Below are 13,317 nucleotides of genomic sequence, written 5' to 3' on the forward strand. Positions count from 1 at the left end.
TCACCGTATTTGCCTTCGTAGGCTTTTTAATTTGGTTGTATTTCAGCGAATAGATAGGGATTTTTCCTTATCTTGTTCGGCATTGTCCCTCAAACGAGTTACATTCATGTATGCTACCTCAAATCAGGTTAGCTTACAAAAGGGACTGTTGGGTCACTATTTTCCTGGTTACAAAGAAAGAGAACACACACAGAAAATAGGTCTCTTTCAATGAATTATCCTGTTATCGTCGAAGGGCAAGTTCGCTTGCAAGACACTGACTGCACAACCAGCAACGCACAATCGCAAATTCCTTTAAATGTCTACGTTTTCGATCGTGCTGGCAAATTTTTGCAACGCGATCGCGTAGAACAAGAAGGCAGTTTTAGCCTCGCATTAAAACTAGAACAACCCCAGGATATCGAACTATTTGTAGCACCAACCAAAGAAGACCCAAAAAACATTCGTAAATCTACTGCCTACTCCCAAAAATTCACCGCCAAAGACTGGATTCGCGAAGACCAAGGATTTCGCCTGCAACCAAAAATTGAGCTTCCCCTAGCCATTTGGCAACCTTGGATGCCTCGGTTTGTTTGCGTTTCCGGTCGCGTTCGTAAACAATTTGAAGAAGACGGTCAAAACCGTTCTTGCCCCGTTCCTTTTGTCAAAGTCGAAATTTTTGATGTAGACCGGGAACCTTGTTGGCTTCCCTATCTAAAATTGCGGGAAGATTTGCTGCGCGATCGCGTTACTTTCCCCATCCCCGAACTCATCAAAAAACCACCCTTTCCCCCCGACATTTCATTAGACAATCCCACCTTTTCTACCCAAAAATCACCCACAATCGAACCTTCTTTACCATCTTTGGAAATGGCTGCCCCTTCTGTAAAATCATTTTCTGCAGACGTAGCCACTCCCCTAGAAACACAACCAACCAACTTAGAAAATCTCACCCTCACTTCCAAAATTGCTCCTTGGCAATTCTTCCCCCTCTGCTTTTACAGCAAAGACCTCGTTTGCGAAACCACCACCGATGCCGATGGCTTCTTCCGCTGTTGCTTCCGCTGGTTTCCGTTAGAATTCCGTCGCGGCAGGTTTCGGTTTGACGCCAAACCCGATATCGTCGTTCGTATCACCCAAGTCATCGATGGCGTAGAAACAGTTATCTATGCCGATCCTTATTCCAGCACTCGTTGGAACCAAACCAACGCTTTCATCGACCTAGCTTTAGACAATCCCGCCATCCAGTGTGGCGAAAGCAGCACTTCTGAGCGACCCAAAGATAAAACCGATGTCTTTTTTACCCGCATCGGCGACGATGAAGTGTACCAAATCAACCAAACCACCGGCTTGTATGGCAACGGTTCCCTCAGCAACGTTGCTTATGGCAGTACGTTATTGGTATACGCTCAATTTGGAGAAAATTTGGCAAATGGCGTTCCCGTCAACGGCAAACTTGCCAAATACTATCGCCTTTCTTATGCCAAACAGGGAAGTGCCGATAGCGATTTTAAACCCATTACCACCACGCTAAACGACACCCGGGTTGACCAGAATACCTTGTTTAGCGAAACCCACAATTTGGGTCCAAAAACTGTTAACTTGCAACCAGCTCTGTACGAATTGCGCGATTTTGCCAATTATTATTGGTACAACCCCGATAAAATTGGTAGTTGGGCAACGCAACTGGCGGAAGACGATACGGGGATCTACATTCTGCGTTTGGAGTTGTTCGACAGCAATGGGGATAAACTAACAGCATCGGATATTGGCTATCGGGATGGAACCGTTCCGCCAGAGAATACATTACCGCTGACGGGTAGCGATCGCTGCGATTTGTTCATTACCCTAGACAACAAACTCCCGGAACTAACCATAAACACGCCTGCCACCAATACCTGCGGCGTCATTCCTTGGAATTCTTCGCTCAATCTCAACTTCAACGTTCGGGTATCCCAGGAAAACAATCGCCTCTACTGGTGGCGTCTTCGCTACAGCAAAGGGGTTTCCTCAGATTTCGATTTGGTGGATAGCAATAGTTTTGACTCTTCGACAAGCGGCAATTTAAGCCCGGTGAACGAAGATATCAACGGCAACCAACTGTTGAACAATCTTACCAGCACTTGTGCTTTTGCTCTGGAGTTGGAAGCGTTACCCCACATTCGCAATGGTCGTGGCTTTATCTATCGTCGCGAAGAAATTGTCGCGATCGCCATTGAAAAATGTTAGTACCTAAATTTTAAATAGATATCTCCTAGTTGCTTTTTCGCATTTTCTCCCGTTGGCTGCAGTCGGCGGGAGATTTTATGCTTTTTCTAGCTGCTGGGTAAACTAGAAATAGATATTAAACCGAGTTGCTTGATGGCAGTATTCAAAAATCAATTCGGCAACCAGCAAGTATCCAAGGGGAAATCCAGTTATGTGGAAATGGTGGCGACGGTTATGGCAACGACTGCGGCAATTTTGGCAGCGTTTGTGGCAGCAATGGCGGCAGCGGTTTGGCTTTGCTTACCGCAAATTCGATCAAAAATCATCCCGCCACTCTCAACCAGCGAGTGTTGCCGTCGAAACCAACCGCAATGGCAAAACACCTCCCCCTCTAGAAGATAGCGACTACGAAATGCTATTTTTTCAAATTCTCGATGGCGTGCAGCAGGGATGGCGTCGCGGTAAAGTACTAGCATACATCGAAAGTTTCGGCGATCGCGCCCCTTTTTCCTCCTGGGTAGACTGGCTGCAAAGATTCGGCGAACGAGTTTTACAAGCCGAAACCGACAACCAAACCCTCGCCAGACAACTCCTCAAACTCGGCAATTTAGGTTGTGGGGAACTCAGCGTCGTCGCCAAAAACATTGGTTCCCGCTTGCTGGTGAAATCCCTCTCTCCCGAAGAAACTGCCGAAAAAGCCAGAGATTGGTTGGAAAAGGGCAACCAACGCATTCCAGTTCGCGATTATAACGGTGCTTTAGCCTTTTACGACCAAGCGTTAGCCATCGATCCCAATAGCGTAGAAGCTTGGGCAAATCGTGGCGTAGCTTTATTTAACCTCAAACGCTACCGAAAATCGGTGGAAGCCTTCGATCGAGCTTTGAAACTCAATCCCAAATACGCCCAAGCCTGGTCAAACAGAGGTTTTGCGCTGGCTGCTAGTTCTCAATTTCTAGAAGCTGCTCGTTCCTACCGCAAAGTTATCAAACTACAACCCAACTCCCACGAAGCCTGGCAAAATTACGGCGTTTCCCTGGCTAAAGCGGAACAACACCAGGAAGCGTTGCCTTGTTACGAAAAAGCTCTGGAACTCAAACCCGATTTTTCCCGTGCCAAAATTAATTTAGGGGTTTCTTTGTTGGCTTTGCGACGCTACGACGAAGCCTTGGCAGCTTTTGACGAAGCTTTGGAACTTGATGGCGACAATCGAGAAGCTTGGGAAAATCGTGGCATGGCTCTTGCCGAGTTGCAACGCTACGAAGAGGCGGTGGATTCTCTGGATAAGGCGGCGGAACGTGGCTATTCCTACCAAACCCACTACAATCGCGGCTGGTGTTGCTATCGCTTGCAACGCTACGAAGATGCGATCGCTTCTTTCGATAAAATTTTACAACGGGATGAAGACGACGAAGCGGCTAACTACGGCAAAACGGAAGCCAGCAAGCAACAAACCCCTGCCTAAATCCCATGGCTTTTGCCAATCACCCAGTGGCGGCGGAAAAATCTTGCCAAATCGCTTTCTTCCAAAGATAAATAAATGGGTCTGCCGTGGGGGCAAGTGCGGGGATGGCGGGTACGCTGCCACCGGTCTAAAATATCTTGCATCTGGGGAAGTTCTAAGGGGGTACCGTTGCGAATGGCGGTACGGCAAGCAACTGCTACTTGGGCAGCTTGCAAATTTTTCCCCGAACTTAATTCTATCAAGGCATCTTCGCGATCGCTTCTGTCCTGCAAAGCTGCGGGAATGCTACGCACTGCCCACAGTTTCTCGCCAAAAGGTTCGATATCAACCCCAATTTGCTGGAGTTGTTCCACTTGGGTATCCCGCAAATCCTGAAGAATGATTGGTGGTTCCACGGCAACCATTTCCCAGCGATCGCACAGTTGTTCGTATAAAATACGTTCGTGGGCAATGTGCTGTTCTACCAACCACAACCCATTGGGATGTTCCGCCACAATGTAGGTATTGTTAATTTGAGCTACGGCTTTTAACGGTAGGGTAGGCGAACTTTGGGAAGTTTCCTCGTTGCTTAAAGAATCGCTCAGATAGTTGCCCTTAGCTTCCGATGCTTTTAACAGTTGGGCAACCTTCGCTTGGGATTGCCCTTCGCTGGTGTGGAACTGCAAAGCTTCTTCGATGGTCTGGGAAATTTGTGCTTGCCAAAATTCTAGATTTTCCAGATAAATTTCCGATTTAGCAGGATGGCGGTTCCAGTCAATTTGTTCGGGGGTAACGTGCAGGTGTAAAAAACAAATCGGATAGCGATCGCGTGGTAATGTACGGGAAAAAGCAGCAATAACCGTAGGTTCTAGTTCCGGCGATCGCACCAAACGACCGTTTACAGCAATTTTAACCCAATCGGCATACCGGCGATGGCAGCGATCGGGCAACCCCGCCAACACTTCAATTTGTTGCGTAGCAGTAGCCTCCGCAGTTGTTTCCGCTTCCACATCGCGTTTGACATACTGCAAATCATCGGGACGCAAACGCGGTAAGATTTGCGGTAAAATTTGCTGGGGCGTACGAGCTGCATGAATGGTCAACCACGGGCGTTCGTCTTTGTAAACCTGCCAGGTAATCTGGGGATGGCACAAAGCCAAATGGTGGATCGTCACTTGTACTGCTTTCAGCTGTTGCTTGCGAGAAACGCATTCCCGCCTCCCTGGCATGTTGGCAAACAAATCTCTTACGTTGACAATGGTTCCCGGGGCAACGGCTGCAGCTTCCACTTGTTTGGGCTTTCCCTGGGCGTCGTAAATCACCCGCCAACCGTTGGCTTCGCTGTGCTGGGGGCGGCTAAAAATTTCCAAACGCCCCAAATGCGCCAAACTATGCAACGCTTCCCCGCGAAATCCTAAAGTGAGAATTTTGCCCAAATCCTGACATGCGCGAATTTTGCTGGTACTGTGGGACAACGCACATTTTTTTAAATCTGTCAAGCTCATTCCCATACCATTATCCGCCACCCGAACCCGCCACAGGTCGGGATACAGGGAAAATGAGATTCGCGTTGCCCCAGAATCCAGGGCATTTTCTGCCAACTCGCGAATAGCGGCGGCGAGAGAATCGATGACTTCTCCCGCAGCAATTAAGTGAACGACGTCAGCAGGTAGGGTTTGAATGGTGGAATTCATTCAAGCAGCAAACAAAACCAGATAGATGGGTGCAAACCAATGCGTAAATGTGGATGGAGAAGAAAACTTTCCGAAAATTTCGGCAAAACTGGTTACAATACCAACAGGTTTTTCCGCCAATCAGAACATTTTTTCGGTGAAACCTTGATTATAAACCTAACTTAGCAATTTTCCTACTAGATTTGGGTAGGTTCGCCAAAAACTTTCCAGCGTTTTTCTTACCATATTATGCTGAACGGCAAACAACTGCAAATTTCCCTGGCTTTGAGTGCGGGCGTTGGTGCTTTCTTGGTGGGGGCGGTATTTTCTCCCACAGACGTAACCGACACAATTGAAAATTTATCGGATCCATTGCCCCTTTCAAAGGATAACAATTCATTCACCCCAGAAGTATCCAATACCTTCAAATTGGCACGCTTGGCACCGGAAAATCGGGCAGCACAGTTGGAAGCCCTAGCTAAAAATGCCGATTCGCGTGTTGATAGCTACCGAGCGCGATATTTGTTAGCCAGCGATCGCTTGCAAAAACAACAGCCAGAAGACGCTTTGCAGTGGTTGGATGGTTTGGAAGCAGATTATCCCATCCTCGCTCCCCACATTCTAGACAAACGCGCTCGTGCCTACCAAATGATGGGCAACCAACAACAAGCCCAAGCCACCTGGCAGGAGTTGCTACAGGAATATTCTGATTCTCCCGTTGTTGCCAATGCTTTGTATGCCCTGGGTAAAGAAAATTCTCAATATTGGGATCGAGCGATCGCTGAATTTCCTTCCCATCCCCGCAGCGTCGATATTGCCTACCAACGCCTGCAGGAAAATCCCCAGCAACGGGCGTTATTGTTATTGCTGGCCGAACATGGATTGTATTTATCCGATATTATCTCTGTGTTGGACCGCTTGGTCAACAACCACGGCGAACAGCTTTCCCCGCAAGCCTGGGAAAAAATTGGATTTGCCTATTGGGAAAAATTAGAATATGGCAAAGCTGGCAAAGCCTACCAAAAAGCACCACCCACCCCCAAAAATGCCTATCGCGCCGCAAGGGGGATTCAATTAGGGGGCGATCGCCAAAAAGCGATCGAAGCTTACAAGCAACTGGTGCAAAAATTTCCCAACGGCAAAACCACCGGTCTGGCATTGCTGCGTCTGGGGCAGTTGCTCCCAGAAAAAGAAGCCCTCCCCTACCTGCAACGCGCCATTCAAAACTTTCCCGAACAAGCTCCAGAAGCCTTGCTGGAAAGAGCCAAAATCCTAGCCGTTTTAAACAGCCCCAAATCCGCACAGCAAGCTCGCCAATCCATCCTTTCTCAGTACAGTTCCTCCGAAACCGCCGCCAAAATGCGCATGTCTCGCGCTGAAGAACGAGGCAGGCGGGGTGACTACCAAGGGGCAACCCAGTGGGCATCAGAACTTATTCGCGAAAATCCAGATAGCGACATTGCTCCCCAAGCTCAATTTTGGATCGGCAAATGGTCGCAACGGTTGGGGCAAACCGCCCAAGCCCGGGAAGCCTTCGAGCAAGTGATTCGCAACTATCCCCATTCCTATTACGCTTGGCGAGCAGCAGTGATGTTGGGTTGGGAAGTGGGTGATTTCAACAAAGTTCGCTATCTCGACCCCAAAGCCGAACGCCCCCAACAGCTCTCAGTCCTTCCCGCTGGTAGCGAAACTTTGAAAGAGTTATATCAGTTAGGTCAGTACCGGGAAGCTTGGCGACGTTGGCAATGGGAATATCAAACCCCTATGGCACCTTCTGTGAGCGAACAGTTTACGGATGGTTTGATTCGTTTGGGGGTGGGGGATAATTTAGATGGCATTTTTATGGTTTCTAGTTTGGATTGGCGGGATGAAAAAGCGGAAATTCAACAAGTAAAAGAACTCAAACAACAATCTGCCTACTGGCATGCTTTGTATCCTTTTCCCTATCTTGATGCGATCGTACATTGGTCCCAGGAAAATCAGCTCAATCCCATGCTGGTGACAGCGTTAATTCGTCAGGAGTCTAGATTTATGACTGCTATTGAATCGGCAGTCGGGGCTAAAGGATTGATGCAAGTCATGCCCAGTACGGCAGAATGGATTACCCAGAAGAGTTCTATTTCCCAGTACGATTTGACCAATCCTACCGATAACATTCGATTGGGAACTTGGTATTTGGATTATACCCACCAACAGTATCGGGATAATTCTATGTTAGCGATCGCAAGTTACAATGCTGGTCCGGGCAATGTGGAGCGTTGGGTGAATCGTTTTGGGGTGACAGATGCCGATGAGTTTGTGGAACGAATTCCGTTTCCAGAGACGAGAAATTATGTAGAGAAAGTGTTTGAAAATTATTGGAATTATTTACAGCTCTACAATCCTCAGGTTCGTCAAAAGGTTCAGTCGTTTGTTGACCAGGGGAGAAATTCTAATTGATGGCCTGGTTTCTCGTAAAAAATATGCGATCGCTATCTCGTTTTTTTTCATATCATATGAAATTCTCTTGAATAAAAGTTGATTCTCCTCAGACCCCCGGCTGTCGCTTTCCCCCTTGGCAAGCGAGAATAAAGGGGGTTATACCTGATTTTACACCGGTGGAAGGAAATTAAGTCTATAGCCGGATTTCATATCAAATATAAATGGAGCTTGCTCCTAAAATGAAGAAACCCTGTAGGGGCAATTGGCGAATCACCCCTACAACATTGCATCGTATACAATACAAATAATATGAAATCCGCTTGAATAGAATTCGATTGCCCTCAGCCCCCCGGCTGTCGCTTTCCCCCTTGGCAAGCGGGACTAAAGGGGGGTATACCTAATTTGACACCGGTGGAAGGAAATTAAGTCTATAGCCGGATTTCATATGACTAGATACTGGTTTCTAGCCTGTTATTTGGATTGGTCTTGGTTCGTTGTTTCTGGTTGTTTTTGACCGTTGGTTGTTTCCGATTCTGATTCGGCAACCGAACTAGGTTGGCTTTTTTCAGAATCTTCTGTTTGTTCGCTGGAGTTGGCTTCTTTGGTTTCGGAAGTTTCTTCTGGAGAGCGATCGCGTTTTTGGTCTTCTTTGGTTTCGGAAGCTTCTAAGCCAGATTCAGCTTCGGTTTCTGGTTCGGTTTCTTCTCCTTTTTCTGTTGATTTGGTTTCTAACTCGGGCGTTTCTTCCAATTCGGTTTCGGGAATCTCTTCCGGTTCCAAGGTTTCTTCGAGTTCTGGTTCAAAATCTTCCTCTAATTCTGGTTCAAAGGTGTCCTCGGTTTCGGGAATCTCTTCCGGTTCAAAGGTGTCCTCGGTTTCAGGAATCTCTTCCGATTCAAAGGTGTCCTCGGTTTCGGGAATCTCTTCCGATTCAAAGGTGTCCTCGGTTTCGGGAATCTCTTCCGGTTTAAAGGTGTCCTCGGTTTCAGGAATCTCTTCCGATTCAAAGGTTTCCTCGGTTTCAGGAATCTCTTCCGGTTCAAAGGTTTCTTCCGGTTCCGGTTCCGGTTCGGGTTCGGCAGTTTCCTCGGGTTGGGGAGTTGCTTCTACTTTTGGTTCCGGTTCGGGTTCGGCAGTTTCCTCGGGTTGGGGAGTTGCTTCTACTTCCGGTTCCGGTTCGGGTTCGGCAGTTTCTTCCGGTTTGGTGTAGTCAGGATCGACAATCGCGTAGGCATCCTCTAAAGGAATTTCCCCACGAATTAGCTGGGAAAGGGAATCTTGAGCGTTTGGTTGGTACGTGATGAGCTTGGTGTTGTTGTCAATGGGGTTGGTAACAATTTCTCCCTGTTCGTTGAGGTATTCCACCTGAATCCAATTTTGTCCAGTTGAGAAACCTTTTAAATAAACTGGTTGCCAGCGATCGAAATAAAAGGATTCTCCGTTGGCAGTAATGCGAATTTGCCACTCTTCAATTTCATCGTTGGCATCTTCTTGAGCTGCCAGCTGCAAAGGAGCGTTATCTAGATAAAAATCCAACAGAATGGGTTCTGCTCCTTGGCTTCCCTGGGGTGTGTTGTAGACCAGTAGGGGTTGGTCAGGATTGGGAATATCTTGTGGGGTTTTGGTAAAGACGTGAAAAGTGGTTCTGGCATAGGCATCTTGGTTTTTAAAACTTTCTTCCCAGGGTTTGGCAGCGAGAACCTGTAGGGTATGACTGCCGGGGGAAAGCTCCGAAAATTGAATGGGTTGGCTAGTGTCGTAAATAGAAATCGCAGGTCGGTCGTCGAGCAAGACGCGTAAATGGGGACCGAGATTGAGTTCGGCATCGCGGTAAAGGGGAAGGTCTTTCACCTGAAGCCTAACCTCAACGGTGGTATCCTCCAAGACTTCATCGGGGGTGGGGGTGGTAATAGTGACTTGAGGTCGGTAAATGTCTAGTTTGCTGTTGAGTTTCTGGAGGGTTTCTGGAGGCGAAACTTCTACCACTTGGGGTCTGGGAGCAGCTGTAGTGGTAGGTTGCTTTTTGGCGGTGGGTTCGATTTGGTCGCTGTCGCTACAAGCGGTTGTTTCTAACAACAGCACCACCACCAACCCCCCAGCCAGTAGGGTACGGGCAATTTGTTTCCACCAATACAAAATTCGATCGAACACGTCTCAAATACTCCTGAAAAGCAGCGATTGGAAATATTTAATCAAGGACTAAAGGAAAATCATCATTGCCAAACAGGTCGCTCCGTTTCGTAAAGTTTCTTTGTCGAAAAGTTAAGTTTTTTTTCATTTTGTTCGCGGAGCGATCGCTGTTGGCAAGTTCAGAACCATCATCTCAGGTCTTGGACGTTTCGCAAAGCGAAATCCTTGAATTGGTATGCATTTGAGGGGTTTACCCACGGCGTGGGAACCGGTCAGCCGCCGGCAAAAATCGGCACAGAATTTTTAATTATTGTTAAGCAACCCTTCAACGATTGTGGGGAGCAAGCTCTATAATGCAGAGTCAGAACGCCACTTTTGCTTGCTCGACCGACCTTCCTTGAACTTCATCAAGCTTAACAGTGGGGGGGGCTTCTCGAAACGGGAAGAGACGATTACACTAGACCTTTGAGTAAGCTTGATTCCCAAGATTGGGCGAGCTTCCACGGGTCTGCCCCTCAGCACTTGCCGAAAGCAAAAAAACCCTTACAATTCAAGGAAAGGCTGAAGGTCAAGCAGAGTTCGTTCCTGTCTAAAGAGAGGAGAGTCTTAATGACAACCAGTCCTAAGGAGCGAGAGGCAAAAGCAAGAATCGCTGTCGATAAAGACCCGGTTCCCACCTCCGTAGAGCAGTGGGGCAAACCAGGATTTTTCGACCGCACTCTTGCCAAAGGTCCCAAGACCACCACTTGGATCTGGGACTTGCATGCCAATGCCCACGACTTCGATAGTCAAACCAGCGATTTAGAAGAAGTATCGCGCCGGATTTTCAGCGCCCACTTCGGTCACCTAGCAGTCATCTTCGTCTGGCTAAGTGGTGCGTACTTCCACGGCGCTAAGTTTTCCAACTACGAAGCTTGGCTAAATAACCCCACTGGCATCAAACCCAGTGCCCAAGTTGTTTGGCCGATTTTTGGTCAAGAAATTCTTAACGCTGACGTTGGTGGCGGATTCCAAGGAATTCAAATCACCTCGGGACTGTTCCAACTATGGCGTGCTTCTGGTATCACCAGCGAATTTGAACTATACTGCACCGCCATCGGCGGCCTGGTCATGGCCGGTCTGATGCTGTTCGCTGGCTGGTTCCACTATCACAAGCGCGCTCCCAAACTGGAATGGTTCCAGAACGTGGAATCCATGATGAACCACCACCTAGCCGGACTGCTCGGTCTGGGTTCTCTAGGTTGGGCTGGACACCAAATTCACGTATCTCTGCCCATTAACAAGCTATTGAACTCCGGAGTAGCGCCCGAAGACATTCCCCTGCCCCACGAATTCATCCTCAATCCCAGTCTGATGAAAGACTTGTATCCCGGGGTTGAGTGGGGTTGGTTCAGCGGCGTTGCGCCCTTCTTTAGCTTGAACTGGGGAGCTTACAGCGAGTTCCTGACCTTCAAAGGCGGACTCAACCCCATGACCGGTGGCTTGTGGCTCACCGATACGGCGCACCATCACTTGGCGATCGCCGTATTGTTCATCATCGCCGGCCACATGTACCGCACCAACTGGGGCATCGGTCACAGCATGAAAGAAATTCTGGAAGCTCACCGAGGTCCCTTCACCGGTCAAGGCCACAAAGGTCTGTACGAAATTCTCACCACCTCCTGGCACGCCCAGCTAGCCTTAAACTTGGCTCTGCTTGGCTCCTTGAGCATCATCGTGGCCCATCACATGTACGCGATGCCTCCCTATCCGTACATTGCGACGGATTATCCCACCCAGCTATCGCTGTTCACCCACCACATGTGGATTGGCGGTTTCTTAGTTGTCGGTGCGGGGGCGCACGCAGCCATCTTCTTCGTGCGCGACTACGACCCAGCCACGAACGTGGATAACGTGCTCGATCGCGTCATTCGCCACCGGGATGCCATCATCTCCCACCTGAACTGGGTATGCCTGTTCCTAGGCTTCCACAGCTTCGGACTGTACGTTCACAACGACACCCTGCGGGCTTTCGGCCGTCCTCAGGACATGTTCTCCGACACTGGCATTCAACTGCAGCCAGTCTTCGCCCAATGGGTGCAACAGCTCCATACCTTGGCACCTGGCAACACCGCTCCCAACGCCCTCTCTAGCGTCAGCCCCGTATTCGGCGGCGACGTGATGGCCGTGGGCGGCAAAGTCGCCATGATGCCCATGGAATTGGGAACCGCTGACTTCATGGTGCACCACATCCATGCGTTCACCATCCACGTCACCGTCCTGATTCTGCTCAAAGGCGTGCTGTTCGCTCGTAACTCGCGCTTGATTCCCGACAAGTCCAACCTGGGCTTCCGCTTCCCTTGCGACGGTCCTGGTCGCGGCGGTACCTGCCAAGTTTCTGGTTGGGACCACGTGTTCTTGGGTCTGTTCTGGATGTACAACTCCCTGTCCATTGTGATTTTCCACTTTAGCTGGAAGATGCAATCGGACATCTGGGGGACTGTAACGCCCGACGGTACGGTTTCCCACATCACCGCTGGCAACTTTGCTCAAAGCGCCATCACCATCAATGGTTGGCTGCGCGACTTCCTGTGGGCTCAGTCCTCGCAGGTGATCAACTCTTACGGTTCTGCCCTCTCCGCTTACGGACTGCTGTTCCTGGGTGCTCACTTCGTCTGGGCATTCAGCCTCATGTTCCTGTTCAGCGGACGTGGATACTGGCAAGAGCTCATCGAATCCATCGTTTGGGCTCACAACAAGCTGAAAGTGGCTCCTGCTATCCAACCCCGCGCCCTGAGCATCATTCAAGGCCGTGCGGTTGGCGTAGCCCACTACTTGCTAGGAGGGATTGTGACCACCTGGTCGTTCTTCCTGGCGCGTATTATCTCCATGGGATAGAAACTTAGGTTATAGGCATTGGGTGGGGAAGGGTCCCTGCCCAATGTTCCCCAAAATCCGTCAACCATTGCCCAACTGACGATATTTGAGATTGATAAGAGGCTTATGGCAACCAAATTTCCAAAGTTTAGCCAGGACCTCGCTCAAGACCCCACTACCAGGCGTCTGTGGTACGGGATTGCCACCGCACACGACTTTGAAAGTCACGATGGCATGACCGAGGAAAATCTCTATCAAAAGATTTTCGCCTCTCACTTCGGTCACCTGGCCATCATCTTCCTGTGGACTAGCGGGAACCTATTCCACGTCGCCTGGCAAGGAAACTTCGAGCAGTGGATCCAAGATCCCCTAAACGTGCAACCCATTGCCCACGCTATCTGGGATCCGCAATTTGGCGAAGCAGCCACCGACGCCTTTACCCAAGCGGGAGCTGCCAACCCAGTTAACATTGCTTATTCCGGCGTTTACCAGTGGTGGTACACCATCGGTATGCGCACCAACGGCGACCTGTACCAAGGTGCCATCTTCTTGATGCTGATGTCAGCCGTATTCCTATTTGCCGGCTGGCTGCACCTGCAACCGAAATTC

The 13,317-nt window shown here is 49.2% G+C and carries 7 protein-coding genes and 1 pseudogene; 6 read left to right on the forward strand and 2 right to left on the reverse strand.

The annotated features are described in order from the left end of the window. Positions 1–210: 210 nt before the first annotated feature. Together AS151_RS05040 and AS151_RS05045 are read left to right on the forward strand one after the other, a co-directional pair. Positions 211–2,208: a hypothetical protein gene (locus AS151_RS05040; protein WP_071515958.1), complete on the forward strand. Its 1,998-nt coding sequence runs from the start codon at positions 211–213 to the stop codon at positions 2,206–2,208. Between the two features lie 190 nt (positions 2,209–2,398). Beyond that, positions 2,399–3,649, forward strand: a complete 1,251-nt coding sequence (locus tag AS151_RS05045) for a tetratricopeptide repeat protein (RefSeq protein ID WP_071515959.1) — start codon at positions 2,399–2,401, stop codon at positions 3,647–3,649. On the opposite strand, the gene mutL is transcribed toward AS151_RS05045, so the two are convergent. Further along, positions 3,646–5,322: a DNA mismatch repair endonuclease MutL gene (mutL, locus tag AS151_RS05050; protein WP_071515960.1), complete on the reverse strand. Its 1,677-nt coding sequence runs from the start codon at positions 5,320–5,322 to the stop codon at positions 3,646–3,648. The two genes, AS151_RS05045 and mutL, sit on opposite strands and share 4 nt — an antisense overlap. Positions 5,323–5,550: 228 nt before the next feature. On the opposite strand from mutL, the gene AS151_RS05055 reads away from it, so the two are divergent. Continuing rightward, positions 5,551–7,740: a transglycosylase SLT domain-containing protein gene (locus AS151_RS05055; protein WP_071515961.1), complete on the forward strand. Its 2,190-nt coding sequence runs from the start codon at positions 5,551–5,553 to the stop codon at positions 7,738–7,740. A gap of 453 nt (positions 7,741–8,193) precedes the next feature. On the opposite strand, the gene AS151_RS05060 is transcribed toward AS151_RS05055, so the two are convergent. Further along, entirely contained in the window at positions 8,194–9,873 is a 1,680-nt protein-coding gene (locus tag AS151_RS05060) for a hypothetical protein (protein WP_071515962.1), read from the reverse strand. 204 nt (positions 9,874–10,077) lie between these two features. On the opposite strand from AS151_RS05060, the gene AS151_RS23030 reads away from it, so the two are divergent. The 3 genes and pseudogenes from AS151_RS23030 to psaB all read left to right on the forward strand — a co-directional run. Next, positions 10,078–10,206, forward strand: a complete 129-nt coding sequence (locus tag AS151_RS23030; RefSeq protein ID WP_275527969.1) for a hypothetical protein — start codon at positions 10,078–10,080, stop codon at positions 10,204–10,206. 255 nt (positions 10,207–10,461) lie between these two features. Then, positions 10,462–12,729 carry a photosystem I core protein PsaA gene (gene psaA / locus AS151_RS05065; protein ID WP_071515963.1) on the forward strand — a complete coding sequence of 756 codons (2,268 nt, stop codon included), beginning with the start codon at positions 10,462–10,464 and terminating at the stop codon, positions 12,727–12,729. Positions 12,730–12,834: 105 nt separating this feature from the next. Further along, positions 12,835–13,317 (forward strand): annotated as a pseudogene (psaB, locus tag AS151_RS05070) (photosystem I chlorophyll a apoprotein A2); the annotation flags it as partial.

The organism is Geitlerinema sp. PCC 9228, assembly GCF_001870905.1.
Taxonomy (GTDB): domain Bacteria; phylum Cyanobacteriota; class Cyanobacteriia; order Cyanobacteriales; family PCC-9228; genus PCC-9228.